Source organism: Arthrobacter sp. Soil736, from assembly GCF_001428005.1.
GTDB lineage: Bacteria > Actinomycetota > Actinomycetes > Actinomycetales > Micrococcaceae > Arthrobacter.
The window spans coordinates 69815-94820 of the sequence record NZ_LMSB01000001.1 but is presented as its reverse complement, the minus strand read 5'-3'; the positions used below and the strand labels follow the sequence as shown (position 1 = coordinate 94820).

Here is a 25006-nt window from a genome sequence, read left to right as displayed (position 1 = left end):
TTTCATAGCTGCACTGCCCGAAACAACGTGAGCGGTTCCGTCACAGCTCCGGGACGCACTGACCGCCGCCCAGCACGGCCAGTCCGGCGAGGTCGCCGGCGGCGAATTCCGTGACGTCAGTGCCCTCAGGGTTCATGAGCTGGGTCGGATCCTCCACGTGGTCGAGTCCCACCACATGGGCGAGTTCATGCATGATCACCGCACGCGCATGGTGGGGTCCGTCCGGCCATTGCAGCATCTCGGCGAAATCGGGAGCGTCCAGTGCCACCTGCCCGGCCACAAGGACGTATGGCTGCCCGGTTGTGTACGCATAACCGCTGCCCCCAAGGCCGTCCACGTCCCCGGCCAGGTCCGGGCTCTCCGCGGGCGTAGACCACGCGATGAGAACCGGCGCCCACCTCTTGCCGTAGCGGTCCGGCTGGTAGCTCTCCCGTTCGTCGCTGGGAGCCTCCGAGGTGAAGCCGTCGTAGACGAACCGCAGTCCGGTGGCGGCCGAAACCTTGGCGACCGCCTGCTCGACCAGCTGGCCGGCGCCCGGCGGCGCATTATCGGGCCGGACCACGTAGTGCACCGGCCGGCAGGGGTCGTAGGCGGCGAACGGCTGACCGGGGTCGGGTGATTCCTGCAGCGAGTAGGCGCGGGATCCGGTGCTGCCCGGCGCGTGCCCCAGCGGGGTGCCCGATGCCTCGAATCCGGGCGGCGGTACGGGAGTTCCGGGAAGGTACGGCAGGACCGCCGGGAGCACAAAACGCTCGAACACCGCGGGAACGGAGTAGAGGCAGGCCAGCAAGGCAATGCCCGCGGCGATGGCCCATTTCCTTCCATGCCTTTTTCCACCGTGCCTTTTTCCTCGCGGCCGCGGAATCCAGGGCGGCGGGGAGTCCTGCCTTGGCGGTTGCGGGGGAAATGCGGGCCCAGAACGCCACGGAGCCGGGTCCTCCGCCGCCCCCAGCGCCTCATCGATCGCCCACTGCGGAATGCGCCCGCTGGCAGAGCGGCGGACGCCCGGCGGCGCGCCGTCGCTTGTCATGTGCAAACGGTCTGAGGACGGATCGTCCCGCCAATTAGAAGTCGAACGCAACAGTGTCCCCCAACAGTGTCCCTGGTTGCTACGCCATCATGAGCGATGGACCACCCCAGCATAAGGGGACATCTGACGTCGGGTGCGAACTAACCTGGCCTCCTCCGGGTATTATTTGGGTGTTTTCAGGGGCCCATAGAGCTGGCCCAAAGACAGAATCGCGGAAGGTGGAGATAGGAATGAACAGGGCTGCGAACAAGATTCACGCTCGGGAGGCCCTGAGCCGCGCGGAGAAGCGTCTCCGGTCCGGCGGGCGGGGATCCAGGACAGCCTGGCTGGTCCTCGGTATATTGGCCGCCGCTGTCACCGGATCGGTGATCGTGTGGCAGGTCCTGGAGCGCAGCGAAGAAGCTGACACGGCGCCGGAGGAAGAATCCCGGACGGAAAACATGTAAGGGCCTAGCCGTTCCGGAGGCGACGGCGGCACCTCCTGCCGTCGTCGCCGTCTGGCAGCTCCGGTTGGGGATGCAACATCGCGGCAATCGGCTGCACGCGTGCGGCGCCGAACCGCAGAGAAGCGGTTATTTTGAGCCAGTCAAAATAACCGGTACAGTTTTAGTCATGCCAGCTCAATAGCGAGCTGCCGGGTTCAGCCCGGGCAATCCGCGGAACTCTTTCCGCTTCCGCCGGCCTGGTCGAGTGCTTCAGCCTCGCCGAGGCGGCCCCTCTTTGAGCGCCGGGTGGGTAACAACCACCGCCACACTCCGTATGAGAGCTGCGCGGAACCAGAGACTTCGACTCCGTCGTGGCAGCGGCCCCCGCCTACAACCGTTCGATCCTTCGGGGTCCGCTGATCATGCAGTCGCGCTGCCTGCCCGCCGTCGTCCCCTTGCGATTGCGTCCGGGCCCGGGCGGCCGTCAGATGGTGCGTGGCGCTTTGGCGAGGTTCTCGGCAAGCTCGGCCGCGTTCTGGCGCACGACGTAGGCGGGGCGGGCCCGCTCGGCGCGCCAGCTCTCGGATAGCGGGCCGATGTTGACGGTATCGAAGCCGAACTCGTCATAGAGCTTCGTCACCAGGCCGCTCGCTTCCGCGTAGTCGCTGGCGGTGGCCAGTGCCCTGCGGTTGGCCGTGCCCGCCGGCGTGCCGTCCGCGGTGATGTGCTTTGCCATGATGTGGTTGAAGCCCTTGGCCACCTTGGATGCGGGCAGGTGTTCCTGCAGCAGCCCGGTGGTGGTGGCTTCGCCTTTGTCCAGGGCGGGGAAGCGGCCGTCGCGCTCCCAGTAGTAGTTGTTCGTGTCGATCACGACCTTGCCGGCCAGCGGCTCCACGGGGATGTCCCGGTAGTTCCTGAAGGGGACGGAGACGACGGCGAAATCACCCGCCGCTGCCGCTTCGGCCGGCGTCGCGGCCCGTGCCCGCGGCCCCAGTTCCGCCACCAGATCCGCCAGGGTTTCCGGCCCCCGGGAGTTGCTGATGACCACGTCGTAGCCCAGTTGCACCGCCTTGCGCGCAACCTGGCTGCCAATGTGTCCTGCACCGATGATTCCGATTGTTGTCATATCCGGGCCAACAGCGTCCCAGGGATGGATATTTCGTACGTTACGCCAGAGGACGACGGGAGGATCCCGCCGCTGCCACCGCCGCCGGTTGAAGCCTCCTTGCCGGGTAAGTAGAGTCGCCCGGTGACTTCAATGGTTCATTCCCTGGTTGGCGACGTCGGCGTGAGACTGCTGCATTCCTCGGATGCGGAGGCCCAGGCGGCGGCGTACCGGCGCAACCGCGAGCACCTCGCCCCCTGGGAGCCGGTCAGGCCGGAGGAGTTCTTCACGGCGGCGGGCCAGCGCCGCGAAATCGAGTCCCGGCTGGCCCAGTATGATTCCGGTTTGTCGGTGCCGTGGGTTCTTGTCGACGGCGAGGGGCAAATCGTTGGAAACATCACTTTGAGCCGGATTTTCCGCGGACCGTTGCTCAGCGCCCACCTGGGCTACTGGGTGGACCGGGAGGTCAACGGCCGCGGAATCGCCTCTGCCGCCGTGGCGTTCGCGCTCGCATCCGCACGGGACAGTTACGGGCTGCACAGGGTCCAGGCCGGGACGCTGGTCCACAACGCGGCGTCCCAGAAAGTCCTGGCCCGCGCTGGATTCCAGAAGATCGGCCACGCCGCGTCCTACCTCAAGATTGCGGGCCGCTGGCAGGACCACATCCTCTTCCAGCGCATTCTGGACTGACGCCGGTCCCGAGTGGACAAGTAGCCGCAGTAGGAAAAACTCGGGTAATCGGTACGGATGCTTCCGCCGGGCGGTAGCCATACTGTTGTTGCATTGGGTGGTTGTGAGTGCCGGGACATGGACAATGTGCCTGCACAAGCTGGGCTGGGACGGCCGCACCACGGTCGCTGTCGGAGTGGCCGATCCGCGTCGGATTCTCCGGCACTACGATGACCGACGCCGCCAATTGGGCCGGCCGGGAGCACTGCTGCACCGGCCCACTCAATTGACGGCTCGGGCATTGTTCACATGTCCCATAGCCCGGCTTCAGTGGCCGACGATTTGCGAGGGTACCGATGAATTTTCCGAGGTCTGAGCCTCCGGCCACCTCTGAACCCATGCACACGCCGCCCAGCGGGGTCGCGCCTGGCCCTGTCTCAGCCGGGCCTGTCAGCCCGGCGATGCCCGACGCTCAAGGCCCGTCACGCCCCGGCGCCCATGCCGCCGGCGCTGCCACCCCGGTCCGCGCGGTCATCGGAAACTGGCCTGACCCCATGTAAACGAACGCAAGAGTACGACGGCGGGAGGTGCCCGCCGTCGTACTCTCCTGTCCCGTCCGCAGGCAGGCAGCTCCGGTGGTGCGCCATGAGCCGCCGCCGTTGAAGAGCGCGGTCCACGCCGGAATACTGGAAGTCAGGCTTATGGATTCCAGGTGGGCAAGGGCGTGGTGGATGATGGGCGGCGGGACGGCCGGCGAGTTCAGACGGCGGATGGAACGGGGCGCCGAGCTCCGCGCCGTCCGGGCCTCCGGCGGGTCGGCCCGGGAGGATTCGGAGCTTGCCGCGGCCGAGGAGGAAGACCGGCAGAAGCGCAAGAAGATCGATGACGCCGCCAGGGTTGAGTACCTGATCCGGGACGCCATGGCGCAGGGGAAGTTCGACAACCTGAAGTATGCCGGCAAGCCGATTCCGGGGCTGGGGGAGGGCTACGATCCCGATTGGTGGGTCAAGGGCCTGATCCAGCGTGAACACATCACCGGCCTCGGCCCGAAAGCGATTCTCCTGCGCACCGAGGACGCCGAGCTCGACTCTAGGCTCGATGCCCAGTACTCGGAAAAACAGGTGCGCGACATCGTGGCGGATTTCAATGCGCGGGTGATTGATGCGCGGCGCCAGCTTCAGGGCGGGCCGCCCGTGATCACCAAAACCCGCGACGCCGACGCCGAAGTGCAGCGCTGGATCGAGCGGCGGGCAGCCAAGGCCGCCGCTGCCCCGCCGGAACCGGAGCCGGAGTCCAAGCGCCGGTGGTGGCGGCGCTTCTGGAGCGGATCCTCCTGAACCGCTCCTCAGGTGGCACCATAAAGACATGGTGGCTGTATTGCTGGGCTGGAACCCGGGCGCCGGTACGACGTGGCCGGAGTATTCGAGGGTCGTCGACGAGCTCGCCGCGGCCGGGGTCCATCGCCGCCCGTGGCGAATCCTCAACAGCACAAAAGTCGCGCCCGGCGCGGACGCCTGGTTGCTTCTGGTGGGTAAGGCAGGCCGCGGACTGATTGGCCACGGTGTTACCGCTTCCACCCCGTACCGTCCCGCCCCCGCGGAGAAAGCCGGTGAGTCCGGCACGGTCATCGACGTGGACTTTGACGCACTGCTTCCGCTGGGCGACCAGATTCCCGTGGACGTCCTCATTGCCAGGGCGCCGATGTCGGGGTGGAACACCGTCAAGGCGGCTGGCCGGCGGATCCCGGACGAAGAGGAGAGGGCGGTCCGCGCCATCTGGGCGGAGCACCTGCCGCCGGACGGGATCGATCCGATCCTGCCGGTGCCCGGGACGGCCCCGCAGGATGCCCTGACCCGGGTCGCCATGAACCGGTATGAGCGCAGCCCCCAGGCCCGGCGGATCTGCCTGGCGCACCACGGCACGTCCTGCGCTGCCTGCGGATTCTCCTTCGAAGCCGTCTACGGTCCCGAGGGGGAAGGCTTCATCCACGTCCATCACCTGACGCCCGTCTCCCAGCTGGGGCCCGGCTACGAGCTGGACCCCATCGGCGACCTGGTCCCGCTGTGCCCGAACTGCCACTACATGGCTCACCGCAGGCCCGTGCCCTACACCCCCGCGGAGCTGCGGGCGATGATGTCAGGAGCCGGACACATCGCCGGCTCGGTCCTGTCCCAGCAGGAACTGGAGGCGCAGGCCGCCGCCCAAAGGATCCTGGAGAGCAGGTGACAGCCCGGTCAGGGCGAAGGTGACTGACCGGTCAGGGCGACCACAGCCAGTCCTGTTCGAAGTCCGGATGGTCGGAGTAGGGCAGCGCCAAGGCGTTCAGGGACAGCCCGGTCCATTCCAGGGCGCCGGGAATCCAGTGTGTGTCCTCGCCGTACGGGTCGCTGACAAGCGTTGCCAGGGCGGTCTGCCGGGCCGCTTCGATGATGCCGATGAGCCTTCTCTTGGCCTCGCATTCCAGCAGCAGGCGGCGTTCGTACCACTTGCCCGTTTCGGAGGTGGTCCGGTCACCGAGGAGCTTGCGCGCCACCGCCTCGTCTTCGGCGATGCGATCGGACAGGAATTCCACGATGTCCACAAACTGAGCGTACGCCCGGGAAATCATCGGGGAGTAGCGCCCAGCCCCAGGGCTATGGCGTGCTGGCGAGGTCCGCCGCCGGCAGCGGGAGATAGTAGGCGGAGTGGTAGCGGCTCTCATCGCCGGTGAGGACCCAGGCGGATCCTTTGCGGACGCGGAACCGTTTGTTCAAGATGGTGCGGTCATGGCGGACCAGATGGTCCAGCACGCCTTCCATCACTCCCTCGTGCGTGCACAGGACCGTTCCGGTCCCGCGGGCCTGCGCAACGAGGCGGAGGGCCGCTTCGATGCTGCCTCCCGTGAGGTGGTCTGAACGCACCACCTCAAGGGACTCCCGCCGCGCCAGCTCGGCTACGGTCTCGACGCAGCGGACCGTGGGGGCGGACAGGACCCGCTCTATTTTGAACACCGCTCCCAGCGCGGCCAGTGATTGGGCGGCGTGTGCGACTTCGTCACCCAGCGGCCAGCTGTCATCCGTAGGTCCCCGTTCGCTGCGCCTGGTGACCCGGGCGCCGCGGACCAGCAACAGCATTTTTTCCCGCTCAGGCACGGGACGCACTCCGAGCTGCAGTTGGAGCTGCGTGCCCAGGGCGACGATGGCAGGCCGGTCCCGCGGCTCCGTCACGGTGCGCAAGGCGGCGGGGAGGGACAGCCACCTCGCCGCGTCCACCTCGGTGTTGGCGCGGAAGTGGCCAGACTCCGCGGCTGCGGCCCAGTAGCGGATCGTCTTGATCCTGTTCCTGCTGTCTTCGTAGCGGATGCTCGGCAGTTCCGCGCCGAGGCGGCATTCGAAACCGGTCTCCTCCCGCACTTCCCGCGCCGCACATTCCCGGGCCGACTCTCCAGGCTCCGCCTTGCCTTTGGGGATGGACCAGTCGCCATGCGCCGGCCGGTGAATCAGGAGTACTTCGAGGGCGCCCTTGCTTCCGATGCGCCACGGCAGCGCACCGTAAGTGCCGGGCTTGTTCCTGCTCATGCGCTTTGCTCCGTCGGCACCATGGTCAAGGCCGGCGCCGGGGCTTCCTTGGCGTGCTGGAGCTGATCCAGGCGGCTGTAGAGGCCGCCCGCTTCGACAAGCTCGCCGTGCCGGCCGCTTTCGACCACCCGACCGTGGTCCATGACATAAATCCGGTCGGCGCGTTGGAGCGTGGAAAGCCGGTGGGCAATGACGATGACCGTGCGTCCGGCCATCAGCTGTTCGAGGCCACGCATGACGTATTGCTCCGAGATCGCATCCAGGCCGGACGTTGGTTCATCGAGGATGACGATGGGTGTGTCCCGGACCAGTGCCCGGGCGATGGCGATGCGCTGGCGCTGTCCGCCGGAGAGGGTGACGCCTCTCTCCGCTACCGGGGTGTCATATCCCAGCGGCAGGTTCCGGACGAATTCGTCCACGTGGGCCGCCTCGGCGGCCGCAAGCACCTGCTCCCTGCCGGCCCCCTCGGAGCCGTAGGCGATGTTGTCGTAGATCGTTCCCCGGAAGAGGATGGACTCCTGCAGCACCATGGAGATCTGCTTGCGCACGGTGGTGACCTGCATATCCCTCACGTCCACGCCGTCGAGCAGAACGGCCCCCAGCGTCGCGTCGTACAGGCGCGGAATCAGACTGACGACGGACGATTTCCCGGCTCCCGTGGGGCCGGTGATGGCCACGACGCTGCCCGGCTCGGCCTTGAGGCCAATCCCGTGCAGGACGTTTCGATCCCCCTGGTAGCCGAAGCTGACGCCGCGCAATTCCACTGCGCCGGCCAGCTTCGGGGCAGGCACGGCCCCGGCTTGTCGGAGATGGCCGGAGCCGTGTCCAGAATTTCCTGGATACGCTCGGCGCTCGCCTGCCCGCGGCTAATCACCGTTGTCAGTTTCGCCAGGGACTTCATCGGCGAATAGAGCGCCTTGAGGTAGGCGAGGAATACGAGCAACATTCCCAGCGTCATGGTGCCTTCCAACACCCGTTGGGCTCCGATCCAGAGCACCAGGACCGTGCCCATTGTCGCGATGACGTCGACCAGGGGCGAGAACATGGACTGAAGCCGGATGACCCTCAGGCCGGCGTCCCGCCGTCCGTTATTCCGGGCGCGGAAGTCGTCCTCATGACGCGCTTCGCTCGTATACGTCTGCATCACCCGCACAGACGCGAACGTCTCGGACATGGCTGCTGCTATGTCGCTGTCCTTGCTGCGGGCCTCCCGGGAGGCCATCTTTATCCGGCGCCGGTAGACCAGCACGGTCACGAACAGCAGCGGGGCCACTGCAAGGCCGATCAGGGCAAACGCGGGATCGACGAGCACGCAAATGGTGGTGACGAAGCCCAGAATGAACACGTTGGGAAGCAGCACCGAAAGCATCGACACCATCAGCGCGCGCACATAGTCGACGTCCGTGGTGGTCCGTGTGACCAGGTCGCCCAGCCGTTGCTTGTCGTGGAAGGACAGGGACAGGCGCTGCAGATGGGCGAAAACGTCGGCGCGGATGGTGGCCATGGTCTTCTCGCCGACGCTGTTGAGCATACGGGTCCCCAGATAGTCCGCGGCGGCGTTCATCACTGTCATGGTGAGCAGTGCCCCTGCGGCGAGGAGGAGCAGCTGGAGGGGACCGAATGCGGCTAGCCCCAGGACGGCCGGCGTCCCGTGCTGAGCGGTTTGGCCCAACGGCTGGAGGACGTCGTCGACAATGATCTTCATGGGCCAGGGCAATGCCACTTCCATCGCGGCGACGAAGATAACCAGCAGCGCACCTCCGCCCATTGCCCCCGCATGGGACGCAATCGCGCTGCGAAACCGCCAAAAGGTCAAGAACATCTTTCCCCCTAAATTCCTGGTGCCGCTCACTATCTCTGGCTGAGCTTTGGGAAAGCTCTGCCCGAGGTTGGAGAAACCTTGTTGGCGCGAATGAAGAGGCAGGCGGGATATGCACCAATGTGGGGGCTAGGCAGTGGTCGTGTGCCGGAATCGTTCCCCAGTCACCACCCGGAATCACGGTGCGCGGCCCCAAAAGCACGGAACAGCGCCCCAACGGCCGGGAAGTGACTTCTGGGGGCTTACATTCGGGCCGTCACGGGCTACCGTTTTGCTTGTGGGCAGTTCCTGCCGCGCATGGCGAGCAAAGGAGTTCCAATGGGTGACGTGTGGATCCGCACGATCAGCCAGAGCCTGGTTCGTGCGGACAGGGTCACGGAAATCGCAACCTCCCGCGGATCCGTCCATGACGATCAGGGATATTCACTCAAAGTCGTCGCGGACGGAAAAGTCTCTATTCTGATCGACAACAGCGACCTCGCAGGCACCACGATCGAACGGCTTGAGCACGCGCGGCGGATGGAGGACGCGCTGCTGCTGGCGATGGATGCGGCCAGCGGCACCAGCGCCTCCGTGGTGATCAGCTACGAGAAGGACGGGGAGCGCTGGATCCTCAGGCCGGCGTCTGAACTGGCCGGCGAGATCGCCCCCTGAGAACCGGCGTGCGCAATCACGCCGTCAGCATCGGCACCGAGGCAGGCGGCCAGTGCTAAACCGTCAGCTGGATCGTCGGCTAGACCGTCGCCGCCAGCTCGTAATCAGCCCCGCGCATGTCCTCGCACAGTGCCACGCAGGCACCGATGCGGGCCTTGAACTCGGGTTGCTGCTTCCACGCATTCCGGGAAGCCTCGTCGGTCCACTCCGAGAACGAAATATAGTGCCCGGCGGTACCGCTGTCGCGGAGAAGTTTCGCCACCACCATGGCCGGGTAGTTTTCCCGCGACCACTGCAGGAACTCCTTCCACCGCTCCACAAACTCGTCATCGTTGCCGAGTTTGACCTGCCAGACCCCGGAAGCGTAATGCTCTGCCATCGGTCTCACACCCTTTCCCGCGTGCTCAGATAGCACAATCTTAGGACCGGACCCGGGCGCAGGGGAGTGCCGATCACATACCGCCGTTCGCCGTCGTCGTCCCCCGCCGCCGTTCGCGGAATGAAACCAACTACTTGAATGTTCAATAAAACATGGACTTTGGCATCTTCACCTTTGGCGAGCTTTCACGAAACATCAGCACCGGCGCATCGCTGTCTCCGCAGCAGCGCCTGAAGGAAATCATCGAGCTGGCCAAGCTGGCTGACCAGGCCGGCCTCAGTTTCCTCGGCCTGGGGGAGCACCACCGCCGTGACTTTGCCCTGTCCGCCCCGGAGATTGTGCTTGCAGCCATTGCCCGGGAAACCACGAACCTCCGGCTCGGCACCGCGGTCACCGTGCTCTCCACGCAGGACCCCGTGCGTCTCTTTGAGCAGTTCGCGACCCTGGACCTGATTTCCGACGGCCGGGCCGAGATCATCGCCGGCCGTGGCGCCTTCGTGGAGTCGTATCCGCTGTTCGGCCACGGGCTGGACGACTACGACGCCCTCTTTGACGAAAAGCTGCGCCTTCTGCTGGAACTGCGGGACGCCGCGGTGGTGAACTGGCAGGGAAACCTGACCCAGAGCATTCCCGGAATGGACATCGCGCCCCGGTCGGTCCAGGACAAGCTCCCCGTCTGGGTGGGCGTGGGCGGCACCCCGTCAAGCTTTGCGCGGGCGGGGCGCTTGGGGCTGCCGCTGTTCATCGCCCTGCTGTCGGGGCCGGCCAGGTTCCGCCGCCTCGTGGAACTCTACCGCCAGAGCGCGGCCGACGCCGGGCACGATTCCGCTGCCCTGCCGGTGGGGGCCGGCGGGCACTTTTATGCGGCGCCTACCTCGCAGCAGGCGCGGGACACCTTCTACCCCCACTACCGGGCCTATTTTGAACAGAACATGCCGCGCCCGGTGGACCACTTCCCGCGGTCGACCTTCGACGACTGGACCGAGCCCGGCGGCGGACTCCTCGTGGGAAGCCCCCAGCAGGTCACCGAGAAGCTCCTGGACATCCACGAGAACCTCGGCACCAGCCGTTACCTGGCCCAGGTCGGTTTGGGCGGCCTCCCCTTCGCCGAAACCGCGCGCTCCATCGAGCTGCTGGCCACCGAAATCATGCCCGCCGTGAACAAGGAAATCGGCGTCCCGGCGCGCTAATTCACCAGGCCTTCTAATTCACCAGGCCTTTGGCGTCTTCCGGGCCGACAAAACCGCAGGACCCCTGGTGGCGCTCGGGCAGGATGCACGTGCGTCCGGTGGCCAGATGAACGTTGCCGCAGCGCCCCGTGCGCGCCACGTCTTCGCGGACGTGCAGGCTCCTCAGGTCGAGCCGTTCGCCGCTGCGCGGCTGCCGGTGGAAGGTTTCGGACGTGCCCTTTTCGTGACTGTTCATGCCTTGTGACTCCTCGTCGAGTGGCTGCCCCCATAGCAAAAAGGCCAGTCGTATGGACTCCGAGACTTAAGTCTCGCCCCGCGGGACTAATGGCGGGTTACGGCCATGTTAGATCCGGACGCCTCGTCTGTCAGCCCAGCAAACCGTCGACGTAACACCAGCGCCAGTCCTCACCCGGTTCGATGCTGCGCATGGCGGGATGGCCGGTCGCCTCAAAATGCCTTGACGCGTGGGTGCCGGGCGAGGAATCGCAGCAGGCTACGTTGCCGCACTCCAGGCACATCCGGAGGTGGACGGTCGTCGTGCCATCGCGGACACACGCGAGGCAGTAGGCGTCGTTCGGGACGGCGGGATCCGGTGCCGATTCCAGGTGCTCGCAGCCGCCGCCCGGCCGTGGAGTCCTTCCGGTCCCGGCGACGTCCGCTTCGTCGAGGGCGGCGTCGAGCATCGACTCTTCGATGTCGAGCCTCTCCAGTACGTCGCTGAGGACCTCGTGCGCGTACTCGCCGCCCCGCCGAAGCTCCAGCACCCGGGCGCGCTCGGCCTCCAGCATGGCCAGCCGCAGCTGGGCGTAGCGCTGGCTGGGGGTGGCTGCCTCCGCCGTCGGCCGGCCCAGCCGTTCCCACGCCGCGAGCCCGCGTTCCTGCGTCCGCCGCTTCAGCATGGCCACGACCTCCGGGAGGTCGTTGTCCGTCCGCAGTTCGTGCAGCCGCTCGACGCCGGCCGCCGTGGCCAGATGCATCAGTGCTGCCTTGCTGAGGGCGTCTTCGCGAGCGTCCGGGCCCCGCACCCGGAGCAGCCGCACCAGCGGGGGAAGGGTGAAGCCCTGGATGGCCAGCGTGCCGGCCACCACCACCATGGCCGCGAGGATGAGCACGGATCTGTGCTCCAGGTCTGCGGGGAGGGTCAGGACCGCCGCAAGGGTCACCACGCCGCGCATCCCGGCCCAGGAAACGATGGCCGGATACTGCCACGGCGGTGCGGGATCCTTGCGCGCCACCGCGGGAATGAGCCGCGGCAGGTAGGTGGCGGGAAACACCCAGAGCGGCCGGAGTACCAGCACCGAAAGCAGAACTACCGCGCAGCCGGCCCAGATCCTTCCCGGGCCCAGGGGATCGTCCTGGACGCCCTCGATGATGGTCCGCACCTGCAGGCCGATCAGGAGGAACACCGAGTTCTCCAGCAGGAACTGCACGGTATCCCAGTTGCTCCGCTGGCTCAGCCGCGCCGCGCCGTTGGGCATGGACGGGGCTTTGGTGCCCATGATCAGGCCGGTGACCACCACGGCCAGCACTCCCGAGGCGTGAATCCCCTCCGCGGGCAAGTAGGCCACGAACGGCGCCATCAGCGACGTCGACGTGTTGATCGCAACATTGCGGATCCTCAGGCGGAGCTGGGTGAGGAGATAGGCCGCAGCGAGGCCCACCGCCAGGCCGCCGCCCGCCGCCAACAGGAACTCGCCGCCAATCTCCGCCAAGGAGACTGCCCCTGAAATCGCCGCGATGGCACCGCGCAGGCACACCAGGGCGGTGGCGTCGTTGACGAGCGATTCGCCCTCGAGGATGCTCACAATCCTGCGTGGCATCCCCACCTTGCGGGCGATCGCGGTGGCCGCCACGGCATCCGGCGGGGCCACCACGGCACCGAGCGCGATGGCCGCGGCGAGCGGTATTTCCGGGAAAAGCCAGTGGACCACCACGCCTACCGCGATGGTGCCAAAGATGACGTAACCCACCGAGAGCAGCCCAATGGCGCGCACATTGGAGCGGAAATCGAACAGCGAGGTCCGCAGCGCCGCGGCATACAGGAGCGGCGGAAGCAGGCCTACAAGCACCAACTCCGGGTTCAGTTCCATAGGCGGAATGAACGGCAGGAAGGAACCCGCAACGCCGGCGAGGACCAGGAGCAGCGGAACGGAAACGTTGATTTTCCGGCCGAGCGCGCTGCCTGCGCACACCACAGCCGCCAGCACGACCAAGCCCAGAGCGACTTCCATGCCGCTATTCTTTCAGCTCAGTGCGCCGGCGCGGGCAGCTGTTCCTGCGGGTAGTGCCCGACGGCGGCGGGTCACCCAAGCGTGGCCCGGGCGCCGTGCGTGCGGGGGCTATTTGCCGCTTGCGTCATCGATGATGTCGGCGCCTTCAGCAGGCTCCTGGGAGTGGACGCGGATGTCCGTGGGGTCGGCCGTTTCGTCCCCTTCGGCAGGGGCCTCGCTGTGGATGCGCTGCGCCGTTGGGTATTCACTCATGACCGCTCCTCTGCTGCCGTTGTGTGCTGTTGGCCATCACCTAATCTTCATCTAGCTCCTGCATTCGTGGACTGTCAAGGACATTCCAGCCGCTATGGCCGGACATCCAGTTGTGTGCTGGACTGTGAGGTGGGTTCCGCCTGCACCGCCACTTGACTGCCCGCAGCACCCCGTCAAGCACCGCCTCAAGCACCGTCGGCCAGCCGGTTCGCACCGGCTGATAGGAAGGATCAGCCTCATGGCAACGTACAAGATCGGATACTTCGTCGGGAGCCTGGCCAGCGGCTCCATTAACCGCACTCTCGCCAACGCCCTCATCAGGCTCGCCCCGGACGATCTGGAGTTCACGGAGATCCCCATCAAGGATCTGCCGCTTTACAGCTACGACTACGACGCCGACTTCCCACCGGAAGGACGGGCCCTGAAGAACGCCATTGAAGACTCCGACGGCATCCTCTTCGTGTCCCCGGAATACAACCGGTCCATTCCGGGTGCACTGAAGAATGCCATCGACTGGGGATCACGCCCCTGGGGCACGAATTCGTTTGCCCGCAAGCCGACCGGAATCATCGGCGCCTCGCCGGGCAGCATCGGCACAGCCGTGATGCAGTCCTCCATGCGTGCCGTGCTGAGCTTCCTCGACGCGCCCCAGCTCAACGCCCCGGAAGCCTACGTGAAGTTCAACGCTGCCGTATTCGCCGACGACGGAACGGTCACCGACAAGGGCACCGCGGACTTCCTGCGCCATTACATGGAGGAATACGGCGCGTTCGTGGAACGGGTGCTCGCCGCCAACGCGCCCGGACACATCGGCGACCCAAAACCTGACGCCGAAAAGCTGTCCCGATAGGGTCCCGGCCCTTGCCCGGTGGTCACCTGCCGGCGTCGATGAAGCCCCCTGCGTCCTTTCGGAACGTCAGCCGACCCGCTTCCGTCTAGGCGGGACCGGCTGTACTGCCGGCGGCTTCCGCAACGAGTCCGCCGAGGCTGCGGTATTTCCCGATCCGCTGCGGCAGCAGTTCGCCCGCCCCCGCCGAGGACAGCGCGGCCAGTTCGTACTCGATCGCCTGCCCCATGCGCTGGCAGAACGCCCTTCCCTCCAGAGCGGCATCGGGGCGTTCGTCCACGATGTGCTCCACCATTCCGTTGGCGTACAGGGACGCCACGTTGACGCCCTGCGCTGCGGACATGGCCGGGGCAAAGTCGGTGCTCCGGTGGACGATGGCGCTGGCGCCTTCGGGCGGCAGCGGGGAGAGCCAGGCGTGCTGGGCCGCGATGGTCCGGTCGGCCGGCAGCATGGCCAGCGCCCCGCCGCCCGCTCCCTGTCCCAGCAGCACGGAGACGGTCGGTGAGTTGAGGCCGATCAGATCGTGCAGGGACCTGGCGATCTCGCCGGCCAGCCCACCTTCCTCCGCTTCCTTGGAGAGGGCTGCGCCGCCGGTGTCGATGACGGTCAGCAGCGGCAGTCCAAGCTCCTCGGCCAGCCGCATGCCGCGGCGGGCCTCGCGGAGGGAAGCCGGTCCCATCGCCGTCTGCTGCGACGGACGGGGCCGCGTGTGGCCGATCACCACGCAGGACTTCTGGCCGAAGCGGGCCAGGGCCAGCAGCAGGCCCGGGTCCTTTTCCCCCTGGCCGGTGCCGTTGAGCGGGAGCACGTCGCGGGCGCCGTAGGCAAGCAGCTGCCGCAGGTCCGGGCGGCGCGGATTCCGTGAGATTTCGATTGATTCCCAGGCTCCGGCGTCGGACGGCCTCACGGCGAGCGTTCGCGGCGGGGCGACGCGAGGGTGCGGGCCGGTGACCAGGATGCTCAGGGCGCGGTCGACGACGTCGGACAGCTGCCAGGGCGGGACCACAGCGTCGATGAGGCCCTTGTCGAAGAGGTTCTCGGCGACCTGGACGTTCTCCGGAAAGGGGGTGCCGTAGAGGGCCTCGTAGACCCGGGGGCCAAGGAAGCCAAGCAGGGCGCCGGGCTCGGCCACGGTGATGTGCCCGAGCGACCCCCACGACGCCATCACGCCGCCGGTGGTGGGATGCCGCAGGTAGACCAGGTACGGCAGCCCGGCCTGCCGGTGCGCCCGCACGGCGGCACTGATCTTGACCATGGAGAGGAAGGCGATGGTGCCTTCCTGCATGCGGGTGCCGCCGGAGGCCGGGCCTGCCAGGAGCGGCAGACCTTCCCGGGTGGCGCGTTCGACGGCGTTCACGATCCGTTGCGCCGCGGCCAGCCCGATGGAGCCGGCCAGGAAACGGAACTCGCTGACGATGACGGCCACCCGGCGGCCGCGGATCAGGCCTTCGCCGGTGAGGACGGATTCGTCAACGCCGGTCTTTGCCCGGGCGGCGGCCAGCTCCTGCCGGTACTCGGGACCAGGATCAGGGTCCGTGACCGGGGCGTCCCAGGTCCGGTAGGAGCCCGGATCCAGTACGGCGGCGATGAGTTCGGCGGCGTCGAGGTGACGGACCTTCTGCTGGGTCAGCATGCTCAGCGGCCCTCCGCTCCGGTGTCCGAGACCGTGCCCGGAGCGTCGCCGGACGCGTTGGCGGGGACCAGGCCGAGCCACTGCCGGATCTGGTCTCCGTCCTGGTCCAGCAGCGGCGGCGCCGTGTGCGTCTTGAGGGTCGTCTCGGCGGTGTCGGCGGCGCTGAAGAACCGTAGCGGCGGCCCGGGCAGGCTTACGTTGCCGAGGATCTTGTGGTCCACGTCGATCACCAGGCCCTGGGAGTGGACCTGCTCCCATGCGTAGACTTCGTCCAGCGTCCGCACCTTGCCGGCGGGGATCCCGGCCTCGTTCAGCTTGGCGAGCAGCGGCCCGGCTTCGAAGTCGGAGAACACCCGTTCCACCTCTTCGATGACCTTTTCCCGGTTCCGCACCCGGTCGGCATTGGTGGCGAATTCGGGTCTGGTGTTGTCGATCCCGAACGCCGAGGCGAAGGTGGCCCACAGTTTTTCGCTGCCCACGCTGATCTGCACCCGGCCCTGCCGGCAGTGGAACAGCCCGTAGGGCGCGATGGACGGGTGGTGGTTGCCTTGTGCCCTCGGCGTCTCGCCGGCGACGGTGGCCCGGGTGCCCTGGAAGGCATGGACGCCGATCAGCGCCGCGAGCAGGGACGTGCGGACGATCTGCCCCTGCCCGGTCCGCTCGCGCTGCAGCAGGGCCGCCAGCGTGCCGAACGCCCCGTACATGCCGGACAGCAGGTCGGCAATGGGCACTCCCACGCGCTGGGGGTCGTCCGGCCCGGATCCGGTCAGGGACATCAGCCCGGCTTCGCCCTGGAGGATCTGGTCGTAGCCGCTGCGCCGCGATTCCGGCCCGTCGTGGCCGAAGCCGGTGATGGACAGGACCACGAGCGCGGGGTTCAGCGCATGCATCTCCGCGGCCGAGAACCCGAGCCGGTCCAGCACGCCCGGGCGGAAGTTCTCGATCACCACGTCCGCGCGTTCCAGCAGTTCGCGCAGGACCGTCCGCCCGTCGTCGCTCTTCAAATCCAGGGCGATGGACTCCTTGTTGCGGTTGCAGGACAGGAAGTACGTGGCCTGGGGATCGTCCTCGGGGCCCACGAACGGCGGACCCCAGCCGCGCGTGTCGTCCCCGGTGCCCGGGTTCTCGACCTTGATGACCCGGGCCCCGAGGTCCGCCAGCATCATTCCGGCGTGCGGGCCGGCGAGGGCACGGCTCAGGTCCACCACAAGGTATCCCGAGAGCGGGCCTTCGGCCTGGGGCGTGGATTCAGTGCTCATGGCGGCTGTTCCTTTTCTTGCTGTACGGGGGTCTGCCGTGGGGCGGGTACTGAGGCGTCGGTTGTGCGGAGGGCGGGCTACATCCAGCCCGGCAGCACCATGACCAGCCAGGCGATGGCCGGGCCGGCGGCGACGACGATGCCGCTGTAGGCCAGGATCTGCTTGTAGAACTTCTCCTTGTCCACGTCCTCCGGGGCGTTGGCCAGCACCAGGGCGCCGTTGGTGGAGAACGGCGAAACGTCGACGATCGTGGCGGCGACGGCCAGGGCAGCGATCACCCCGACGGCGCCGATTTCGCCGGTGGCCAGGAATGGGACGGCCAGCGGGATGAGGGCCGCGAGGATGGCGGTGGAGGAGGCGAAGGCGGACACGACGGCGCCGATGTAGCAGATCAGCAGGGCGGCCACGAGCGGCATGCCGAGGTGGGCCACGCCGTCGGAAACGAATTTGATGGTGCCGGCTTCCTCGAGGACGCCCACGAAGGTGAGCATGCCGCAGATGAGCAGGACGGTGGACCAGCTGATCTTGTTCACGGCGCCCTTCTGGGCGGCCGGGGACACGAGGGCCAGGATGATGGCGATGGTGATGGAGACGAATCCGACGTCCACTTTGAAGCCCAGCGAGATGACGGCGAGGGCGATCAGGCCCAGGATGGTGACGAGCTGGGGAACATTGGCGCGGGCGCCGTTCGACCCTTCCTGCGAGGCGCCGGCGGCGGAGGAGCCGGAGGTTCGCTTGGCGGAGGCGCCGGACGGGGAAATGGACGAACCGGAGCCCTGGAGCGGGACACCGGCTGCCCGGGCGCCGACGCTGACGGCCATCCGCGACTCCGCAGCCTGTTCCACCAGCCGGCCGGTCTTGGTGCTGAGCAGCTTGCTGCCGCCGAGGACCACGAAGAGCACTACGGCAATGGCGAGGTTGAAGAAGAAGCTGGCCAGGAAGATGGCCATCGGGCTGGCCTCGAGCTCGGTCTTGGCAATGATGCCGTTGACCGTGACGCCGTAGACGGCGATGGGGGAGAAGCCGCCGGCCTGAGCGCCGTGGATGACCATCATGCCCATCATCAGCGGATTGATCTTGTGCTTGGCGGCGAAGCTCAGCGCGATCGGCGCAATGATGGCGACGGCGGCGGGAGACAGTGCGCCGACGGCGGTGATCACTGCCGTGATGGCGAACATGACCCAGGGGATGAGGGCCACCTTGCTGCCCACCAACCGGACGGCGCCCCGCACCAGCAGGTCAATGGTGCCGTTGTTCTGCGCGATGGCGAAGAGGTAGGTGACACCGACGATCGTCAGGAACAGGCCGCCGGGGAAATTGGCCAGAATGTCATTGGTGGACATTCCGAGGACCACGGAGCCCAGCAGGAACGCTCCCACGAAAGCCAGGGCGCCCATGTTGAGGGGCAGCACCGTGGCCAGCAGGAACATCACCGCCAGGATGATGATGGACAGGACGGGAGCGGACATCTTTGTTCCTCCGGATCAAGAGATTGGGTGTGATGTGGATTACTGGCTCACTGGCCTAGCCTCCTAGACACTAGGTGACTTTGTCAATAGTTCTCCGCTAAGCTGGTGCCGAGGACGTCGCCGGAAGGACTTGCATGCCCAAGAAGACAGCAACGCAACAGATCTCCCGCGTCTCGCGGCCGCGGCTCTATGAGCAGCTGGTGGAGCAGCTCATGGACTTCATCGAGTCCGCGCAGCTGGGCCCGGGTGACACCCTGCCAGCTGAGCGGGACCTGGCCGAACGGCTGGGCGTCTCGCGGGCCACCCTTGCCCAGGCACTGGTTGCCCTGGAGGTCCTCGGCGTCATTGATGTCCAGCACGGGACCGGAGCGGTGCTGGTCTACCGGCCCAATGTTCCGTCCGTGATCAAGGGCCTGCGCGAGCACAGCAGCCGGCTCCCTGAGATTGTTGAGGCCCGAAGCACGCTGGAGGTCAAGCTTGCGGAGCTGGCGGCCGGCAGGCGGACCGAGGCAGACATGAAAGCCATCGACAAGGCGCTGGACGCGATGGCCGAGGAAGTGGCGTCGGGCGCCAAGGGGGCGCACGGTGACGAACTGTTCCATCAGGCCGTCACCGCAGCGGCGCACTCCGCAGTGCTGGCCCAGCTCATGTCCTTCATTGCCGGGATGATCCTGGAAACCCGCCTCGAGTCACTCGGCCAGCCCGGCCGGCCGGAGCAGTCGCTGGCCTCGCACCGCAAGATTGCGGACGCCATCAAGGCGCAGGATCCCGTCGCCGCGGCGGCGGCCATGCTGGACCACATCACCCTTGTCTCCGACGTCGCCCTGCTGAAGTAAGCGCGTGAAGCCGTTTCTGTTGCTCGCGTCGCGGGCCGAGGACACCGCCGCGGAAGAAGAGTACGAGGCCTACCTGCGCTATGGCGGGCTGGACCCGAGCCAGCTGAGGCGGATCCGGATGGAAAAGGCCCCGCTGCCGGATCTGGAGCTGGACGACTACTCCGGGGTGATCGTGGGCGGCAGCCCGTACACGTCCAGCGATCCCGCCGAAAAGAAGACCGAAACCCAGCACCGCGTGGAGCGCGAATTGTCCGAGCTGCTGGACCGGATTGTAGCGGCGGACTTCCCGTTCCTGGGTGCCTGCTACGGCGTCGGCACGCTGGGACTGCACCAGGGCGCGGTCATCGACCGGACCTACGGGGAGCAGCTGGGCGGCGTGACCATCAACCTGAGCCCGGAAGGCCTGGAGGATCCGCTGCTGGCGGGCATGCCCGCGGAGTTCACCGCATTCACGGGCCACAAGGAAGGCTGCACGGTGCTGCCCCCGAACGCCGTGCTGCTCGCAAGCTCTGCGGCGTGTCCGGTGCACATGTTCCGGATCAAGAAGAACATGTATGCCACCCAGTTCCATCCTGAACTCGACGCGGAAGGACTGGTGACCAGGATCGACATCTACCGCCACGCCGGCTACTTTCCGCCCGAATCCGCAGAAGAACTGATGGCGGCAGCCCGGACGTTCACCGCGACGGAACCGATGAAAATCCTGCGGAACTTCGTGAAGGTCTACGGCAAGTAGTCCCGAACGGAAACGGACGACGGCGGGTGCGTCCCCGCCGTCGTCCGCTTCCGTTTGGGCCGGTCCCCTTGGGAAAAAGGGGGCTCAAGTGTTCGTTCGCGCTGCCGGTGGTTAGCGGGCGGGCGTCACGGTCGCCTCATAGGTGAGGATCTCGGTGTCCGTGCCTTCGCCGCCGTTGTCCGGTGCGACGCGCATGGTCAGGTGGTTGCCGTCGGCGGTCATCTTGAACGGATTGCGCGTCGCCACGCGACCGTCAGCGGTCCACTGCTGGAACGGAACGCTGTGCAGCGTGGCGTGCGTCCGGCTGTCAATCAGGGCGATGCCGCCCAGGTCGTACTTCGCGGAAGGCCCGCCCGCGGCCGGCATCTGTGGAAGGCTGGCCACGCCGGCGCAGAGCATCTTGGAATTCGCCGCGTACTGGCAGTCCTGGTAATCGATGAAGTGGTCCGGGTTCTGCCAGGTGCTCAGCTCCTTGCCATTCAGGCCCCATTCGGCGAAACGCCGCGAACCCCAGGTGTTGCCGATGAGGTGGCCGGTCTGCTTGTCCATGACGATGCCGCCGAAGTGGTCCTTGACTTCGAACTGCTTCTGCACGTCCAGGGACTTCGCGTCCACCCGGTAGACGATGGAGCTGCTGTCGGGCCGGTACTGCGCCACGGGGACCCAGACGTTGGTGCCGTCGAACTCGATGCCACCCGGGTGGTACATGTCGCCTTCGGCCAGGACGATGTCCTTCTGGAGCTTGCCCGCCTTGTCCATGACGAACAGGTGGCCCTTCCCCTTGCCGGCCGTGCGGTCGTAGCCGCCCTGTGGGCTCGGAAACTTCACCGTGGGCTCGATGATTTCCACTGAGGACAGGAAGATGTGGTCCTCCGTGAAGGCGATGCCTTCGGTGTGGAAGGTGGGGAAGTCCAGCTTCAGCCTGCCGGTCAGCTGCCAGGCCGTATTGCGGTCGACGGCGGTGAAGGCGTCTGCGACGGCGGTGTCCGCCGTGCGGTGGTCACCGTTTCCGGTGTCTTGGGATGCCTGCGCGACTGCGGCGCCGCCGATGGCTGTCGCTGCGATGGCCGCCGCGATGACGGCTTTGGCCATGCTGCGGGTGCGGAGTGTTTTCATGGGGATGGCCCTCTCGTTGGTGCGGACCGGTGTGACGCTACGGGCTGGTCATGAACCGGGAGCAACGGGCGGCTTAACGTGGTTTGGCAGGTGCCTGCTCCGGGAGGCGTCGGGACCCTCATTTGCCCATTGACTTCGGCCGGGGGAGGGCTAACGTTGAACTACGTCAACATGGATCTGTTGTACGCACGTGCGCTGAGGGGGCGGCGGCACAATTGCAGATTGTTCGCACACACAGGCCGCGGTCGGCAGTTCGCAACTCCTCAAGCTGGTTCACGCCAGGCCCTCATGTCTTGATTCCAGGTCTCACCCTAGCCCCAGGTACCCGTCCCATGACCGCTAACTTCGTTACCGCCCTTGCAGTTAAGTCCTTCGATGTCCCCGACAAGAAGCGTTGCCCGGACAAGGCCGAATTTGATCTTGTCAGCGTGAACGACTACTCCGTTGCGCGGCTCATCCTTGCCCCCGGCTGGCGCTGGTCCGAGTGCTCCAAACCCACCGAAAAAACACAGTTCTGCCAGCACAACCACCTCGGCTTCTGCGTGTCCGGGGTGATGGAGGTCGAAACGCCGGAAGGCGTCCGCTCGTCGATCCACGCCAACGACACCTACGCCATCCCGCCAGGCCACAACGAATGGGTAGTGGGTTCGGAGCCGTTCGTGGCCGTGGAATTCCTGGGGGCGGCGTCGTTCGGCAGGCCGGCCAGCCGCGGTCAGCACGCCAAGATCTGACCGCGACGACCTGACGACGCCAAGACCTGAGCACACCAAGACCTGACTCGCGTCAGCGCACGTGCTCGGGTCAGCCCACGTGCACCCAGGGCCGCCTGGTGACGTCGGGCTCTGCTTCGCGCAGCACCTCCCGGGTGACCGGTGCGATCTCGCCCTCGCCCAGGAACAGGAAGCGCAGCAGGTTCTTCACGGGGTTCCCCTCCGTCCAGCGGAAGTAGATGTGCGGCATCAGCCCCGTGACGTCCCGGATGTGCAGCAGCACGGAGGCGATGGTGTTGGGGACCACGGGTCCGTGCACTTCCAGGATCTGGTAGCCGTGCCGGGTCACGCCGCTGACCTCCAAGGCCGTTTCAAAGTCGGAGGAGTCGTCCACGATCACTTCCAGGAACAGCGCCTGGTAGTCCACGGGGAGATGGCTGACCTCAATGGCCGACGTCAGTTTGTCCCGGTAGGCCTGCGCGCTGAGGCGAAGCGGTTCGTGGGCAATGATGGAAATGGGTCCCTCCAGGTTCGAGGACATGAACTCCAGCGCCTGCCGGTCAAGGTGGACGTGGGTGGCGTGCAGCTCGAAGGAACGGAGCACGCGGGAGAGCAGGGAGATCCCGATGATGCCCAGGATGAAGAACGACGCGATCCGGAGGCCTTCGGGGCGTTCGAAGACATTGGCAACTGTCGTGTAGATGAAAACCACTGCGATGACCCCGAAGCCGAGGGTCCGGCGGTGTTGCTGCTGGCGTCGGGCTGACAGCGTCACGGCAACCGCGGCGGAGGTCATCAGCACCAGGACGCCGGTGGCGTAGGCGCCGCCCTGGGCATCGACGTCGGCGTCGAAAAGATAGGTGACCAGGAACCCGATCACGGTGAACACCAGGACCAGCGGGCGGACAGCCCTGGCCCATTCGGGGGCCATGCCGTACCGGGGCAGGTACCGCGGGACGAGGTTCAGCAGCCCCGCCATCGCGGAGGCGCCGGCGAACCAGAGGATGGCGATGGTGCTGATGTCGTAGACGGTGCCGAAGCCATTTCCCAGGTATTCGTGGGCCAGGAACGCCAGGGCGCGGCCGTTCGCCTGGCCGCCGGGCTCGAATTCGTGCGCCGGGATCAGGATCACGGTGGTGAGGCTGGTGGTCACCAGGAACGAACTCATGATGACGGCGGCCGTGGTCAGCAGCTTCCGCGTTCCCTCGATCCTGCCTGCCGGGTGCTCGTCGGTGTCACCGGGCCGGCCCTGGATCTGCGGCATCACGGCGACGCCCGTTTCAAAGCCGGACAGGCCCAGGGCGAGTTTGGGAAAGACCAGCAGCGCAATGCCTACCACCATGAAGGGGCTTCCGTGCGAGGTGGTCAGGGCCTGCCACCAGTCCCCGACAGCCGTCGGGTGGGCTGCTGACTCGAAGACCGTGACGGCGACGACGATCACGTTCAGTCCCAGATAGAGGACCACGAGAGCCACGGCGACGCCGATGGCCTCCCTGAATCCCCGCAGGAACACCGCTCCGAGCAGGGCAAGCAGGAACAGCGTGACGGCAATGTTTTGCCCCTGCAGCCAGCCGGGCGCAAAGGGGTTCTGGATCGCGTGCGCGGTGGCGTCGGCGGCCGACAATGTCATGGTGATCATGAAGTCCGTCGCGGCGAACCCCAGAAGGACCAGGACAAGGAGCTTGCCGCCCCAGCGCGGCAGCAGCCGCTCAAGCATGGCAATGGATCCCTCGCCACGGTGGCTTTCGCCGGCAACCCGGCGGTAGACGGGCAAGGCGCCGAACAGCGTGACGGCCACCAGCACCAGGGTAGCCAGCGGGGAGATCACCCCGGCGGCGAGGGCGGCGATCGCAGGCTGATAGCCGAGGGTCGAGAAATAGTCGACACCTGTCAGGCACATTACCTGCCACCACGAATGCTTTTTGAGGTGCGCGTCGCCTACAGCGCCGGGGCCCTGATGGGTGCCCTTGGCATCCTGAAGGCCGAATAACAGCCAGCTCCGGAATCTCTCCCTGGCCCCGGGCCGTGGGGCGGAGGGATCAGCCGGAGGCCTGCTCAACGTGGTCATCCCTGCCTCTCCGCGCGATGCGCGGCACCGCGTCCATTGCCGACGATAACAGCGGCCGTTCGCCGTGCTCCCGGAGCCTCCCCAATCCTGACGGATCCTTAACGGAGCGGTGGCGTCTTGCCCGGGCCCTGAGGCTATCCGGGTGCATCGCCGTGCGGCGGGGTTTCAACATAGACCATCAGCCCTGCCGCCGCCGGCATGTACCAGTGCCTGCGGTGCAGGACCGGCCGGTAGGTGCGCCCGAAGGGGTCCCGCACGCGGGCCTGCTCCAGCCGGCTCTGACGGGAGAGCCGGTGGTCGACCTCCTGCAGGCTCTGCAGGCGCGTTGTGACGCCCCCGACGTCCAGGGACCATGATCCGGCCCCGGGATCCGGGACACGTTCAAGGACGAGGGTTTCGAAAAGGTCCCGCAGCAGCTGCTCGCGGGTGCCGGGGTGGAAGCGCCGAATCCGGTGCCGCTCGACGTGCACGTTCTGGGCGGCCTGCCACGCTTGTCCAAGCCAGTGGAATTCCACCGGACCGAGTGCGGGTCCGAGGACCAGGCGGCGGTTCGGATCCATCACCAGAAGATAGTCATTGCCCCTCCGGTCGATGATGCTCCGGGCCTCGCCGACATATTCAAATGCCGCGAGCAGCTCCTGTTCAGACCGGTGATATCCAAAATCCCCGGTGTCGTCGACAGTGACGTAGTCCCCGCCGGCAGGGGGCGGGCCATCCGAGGGATCCGGCTGCAGCCGGGACATGGCATTCATTTCGGTGTGCTCCCTCGATGGATTCGATCGCGACCGCCGTGGCCGCGGGGTCCCACCGTTCCATGACACCACCGGCAGGGCCGTTTCCGTGACGGTCTTAACACATTCCATATGCCGCGGGGCGTGAAATTAGCGTTCTGTCAACGTGCAGGGTTCTTCTCAGACAGTGCTGCGCCCTCCGGGGAAACGCGTGGCGCAGGTGTTGGCACGGTGGCAGGGAACGGCTAACGTCACAGCCAGGAGGCCCGATTCAACGAAGGAGTCGCTGC

The 25006-nt window shown here is 66.7% G+C and carries 26 protein-coding genes; 10 read left to right on the top strand and 16 right to left on the bottom strand.

Translation table 11 applies throughout. The features are described from left to right. Positions 1–40 precede the first annotated feature (40 nt). A complete protein-coding gene (locus ASG92_RS00455; RefSeq protein ID WP_157372006.1) occupies positions 41–1030 on the bottom strand; it encodes a peptidase in 990 nt (329 codons plus the stop codon). A 230-nt stretch (positions 1031–1260) separates the two neighbouring features. Here ASG92_RS00455 and ASG92_RS00450 point away from each other — a divergent pair, with 230 nt between their 5' ends. After that, positions 1261–1476: a hypothetical protein gene (locus ASG92_RS00450; protein ID WP_056622844.1), complete on the top strand. Its 216-nt coding sequence runs from the start codon at positions 1261–1263 to the stop codon at positions 1474–1476. A gap of 463 nt (positions 1477–1939) precedes the next feature. Here the strand turns inward: ASG92_RS00450 and ASG92_RS00445 are convergent, their stop codons facing one another. Then, positions 1940–2581 (bottom strand): NAD(P)-binding domain-containing protein, encoded by a 642-nt coding sequence (locus tag ASG92_RS00445; RefSeq protein ID WP_056622841.1) that lies wholly within the window; start codon positions 2579–2581, stop codon positions 1940–1942. Between the two features lie 132 nt (positions 2582–2713). On the opposite strand from ASG92_RS00445, the gene ASG92_RS00440 reads away from it, so the two are divergent. The 3 genes from ASG92_RS00440 (at position 2714) to ASG92_RS00430 (ending at position 5455) form a co-directional block, all read left to right on the top strand. Further along, positions 2714–3250, top strand: coding sequence for a GNAT family N-acetyltransferase (locus ASG92_RS00440; RefSeq protein WP_056622839.1), 537 nt, complete (start codon positions 2714–2716; stop codon positions 3248–3250). A gap of 713 nt (positions 3251–3963) precedes the next feature. Then, positions 3964–4566: a DUF1992 domain-containing protein gene (locus ASG92_RS00435; protein ID WP_056623819.1), complete on the top strand. Its 603-nt coding sequence runs from the start codon at positions 3964–3966 to the stop codon at positions 4564–4566. A gap of 28 nt (positions 4567–4594) precedes the next feature. Beyond that, the gene (locus ASG92_RS00430) at positions 4595–5455 is read left to right on the top strand and encodes an HNH endonuclease (protein ID WP_056622838.1); all 861 of its coding nucleotides are present in this window, start codon (positions 4595–4597) and stop codon (positions 5453–5455) included. 31 nt (positions 5456–5486) lie between these two features. Here the strand turns inward: ASG92_RS00430 and ASG92_RS00425 are convergent, their stop codons facing one another. From ASG92_RS00425 to ASG92_RS00410, 4 genes are read right to left on the bottom strand one after another with little or no spacing between them, the layout of a single operon-like run. Continuing rightward, positions 5487–5810 (bottom strand): DUF6221 family protein, encoded by a 324-nt coding sequence (locus tag ASG92_RS00425; protein WP_056623817.1) that lies wholly within the window; start codon positions 5808–5810, stop codon positions 5487–5489. Between the two features lie 52 nt (positions 5811–5862). Further along, positions 5863–6786: an NUDIX hydrolase gene (locus ASG92_RS00420; RefSeq protein WP_056622837.1), complete on the bottom strand. Its 924-nt coding sequence runs from the start codon at positions 6784–6786 to the stop codon at positions 5863–5865. After that, complete coding sequence (locus ASG92_RS00415; RefSeq protein ID WP_056622835.1) at positions 6783–7463, bottom strand: ATP-binding cassette domain-containing protein; 681 nt, start codon at positions 7461–7463, stop codon at positions 6783–6785. Before ASG92_RS00415 ends, ASG92_RS00420 begins: the two co-directional genes overlap by 4 nt. After that, positions 7412–8608, bottom strand: a complete 1197-nt coding sequence (locus ASG92_RS00410) for an ABC transporter ATP-binding protein (RefSeq protein ID WP_082579218.1) — start codon at positions 8606–8608, stop codon at positions 7412–7414. The genes ASG92_RS00415 and ASG92_RS00410 overlap by 52 nt, the downstream gene beginning before the upstream one ends. A gap of 315 nt (positions 8609–8923) precedes the next feature. Between ASG92_RS00410 and ASG92_RS00405 the strand changes: the two genes are divergently transcribed. Beyond that, positions 8924–9259, top strand: coding sequence for a hypothetical protein (locus tag ASG92_RS00405; RefSeq protein ID WP_056622833.1), 336 nt, complete (start codon positions 8924–8926; stop codon positions 9257–9259). A 79-nt stretch (positions 9260–9338) separates the two neighbouring features. Here the strand turns inward: ASG92_RS00405 and ASG92_RS00400 are convergent, their stop codons facing one another. After that, positions 9339–9638, bottom strand: a complete 300-nt coding sequence (locus tag ASG92_RS00400) for an antibiotic biosynthesis monooxygenase family protein (protein WP_056622832.1) — start codon at positions 9636–9638, stop codon at positions 9339–9341. 152 nt (positions 9639–9790) lie between these two features. Between ASG92_RS00400 and ASG92_RS00395 the strand changes: the two genes are divergently transcribed. Continuing rightward, positions 9791–10828, top strand: a complete 1038-nt coding sequence (locus ASG92_RS00395; RefSeq protein ID WP_056622831.1) for an LLM class flavin-dependent oxidoreductase — start codon at positions 9791–9793, stop codon at positions 10826–10828. Between the two features lie 13 nt (positions 10829–10841). Here the strand turns inward: ASG92_RS00395 and ASG92_RS00390 are convergent, their stop codons facing one another. The 3 genes from ASG92_RS00390 to ASG92_RS29100 form a co-directional block, all read right to left on the bottom strand. Continuing rightward, positions 10842–11063, bottom strand: coding sequence for a hypothetical protein (locus ASG92_RS00390; RefSeq protein ID WP_056622828.1), 222 nt, complete (start codon positions 11061–11063; stop codon positions 10842–10844). Between the two features lie 130 nt (positions 11064–11193). Next, complete coding sequence (locus ASG92_RS00385; protein WP_056622824.1) at positions 11194–13059, bottom strand: Na+/H+ antiporter; 1866 nt, start codon at positions 13057–13059, stop codon at positions 11194–11196. Positions 13060–13167: 108 nt separating this feature from the next. Further along, a complete protein-coding gene (locus ASG92_RS29100; RefSeq protein ID WP_200951843.1) occupies positions 13168–13311 on the bottom strand; it encodes a hypothetical protein in 144 nt (47 codons plus the stop codon). A 238-nt stretch (positions 13312–13549) separates the two neighbouring features. Here ASG92_RS29100 and ASG92_RS00380 point away from each other — a divergent pair, with 238 nt between their 5' ends. Further along, positions 13550–14161: an NADPH-dependent FMN reductase gene (locus ASG92_RS00380; protein ID WP_056622821.1), complete on the top strand. Its 612-nt coding sequence runs from the start codon at positions 13550–13552 to the stop codon at positions 14159–14161. 85 nt (positions 14162–14246) lie between these two features. On the opposite strand, the gene ASG92_RS00375 is transcribed toward ASG92_RS00380, so the two are convergent. The 3 genes from ASG92_RS00375 to ASG92_RS00365 form a co-directional block, all read right to left on the bottom strand. Next, positions 14247–15791 (bottom strand): carboxyl transferase domain-containing protein, encoded by a 1545-nt coding sequence (locus ASG92_RS00375; protein ID WP_056622818.1) that lies wholly within the window; start codon positions 15789–15791, stop codon positions 14247–14249. A gap of 2 nt (positions 15792–15793) precedes the next feature. Further along, positions 15794–17050 carry a CoA transferase gene (locus ASG92_RS00370; RefSeq protein WP_056622817.1) on the bottom strand — a complete coding sequence of 419 codons (1257 nt, stop codon included), beginning with the start codon at positions 17048–17050 and terminating at the stop codon, positions 15794–15796. A gap of 77 nt (positions 17051–17127) precedes the next feature. Next, positions 17128–18519 (bottom strand): SLC13 family permease, encoded by a 1392-nt coding sequence (locus tag ASG92_RS00365; RefSeq protein ID WP_056622816.1) that lies wholly within the window; start codon positions 18517–18519, stop codon positions 17128–17130. Between the two features lie 134 nt (positions 18520–18653). Here ASG92_RS00365 and ASG92_RS00360 point away from each other — a divergent pair, with 134 nt between their 5' ends. Beyond that, positions 18654–19355, top strand: a complete 702-nt coding sequence (locus ASG92_RS00360) for a FadR/GntR family transcriptional regulator (protein WP_056622809.1) — start codon at positions 18654–18656, stop codon at positions 19353–19355. Between the two features lie 4 nt (positions 19356–19359). Further along, entirely contained in the window at positions 19360–20091 is a 732-nt protein-coding gene (locus ASG92_RS00355) for a glutamine amidotransferase (RefSeq protein WP_056622807.1), read from the top strand. Positions 20092–20202: 111 nt separating this feature from the next. On the opposite strand, the gene ASG92_RS00350 is transcribed toward ASG92_RS00355, so the two are convergent. Beyond that, positions 20203–21207, bottom strand: coding sequence for a DUF6454 family protein (locus ASG92_RS00350; protein ID WP_056622804.1), 1005 nt, complete (start codon positions 21205–21207; stop codon positions 20203–20205). 332 nt (positions 21208–21539) lie between these two features. Between ASG92_RS00350 and ASG92_RS00345 the strand changes: the two genes are divergently transcribed. Continuing rightward, complete coding sequence (locus tag ASG92_RS00345) at positions 21540–21938, top strand: cupin domain-containing protein (RefSeq protein WP_056622801.1); 399 nt, start codon at positions 21540–21542, stop codon at positions 21936–21938. Between the two features lie 70 nt (positions 21939–22008). Here the strand turns inward: ASG92_RS00345 and ASG92_RS00340 are convergent, their stop codons facing one another. After that, entirely contained in the window at positions 22009–23985 is a 1977-nt protein-coding gene (locus tag ASG92_RS00340; protein WP_056622796.1) for a hypothetical protein, read from the bottom strand. A gap of 134 nt (positions 23986–24119) precedes the next feature. After that, a complete protein-coding gene (locus ASG92_RS00335) occupies positions 24120–24737 on the bottom strand; it encodes a hypothetical protein (protein WP_157372004.1) in 618 nt (205 codons plus the stop codon). Between the last annotated feature and the right edge of the window lie 269 nt (positions 24738–25006).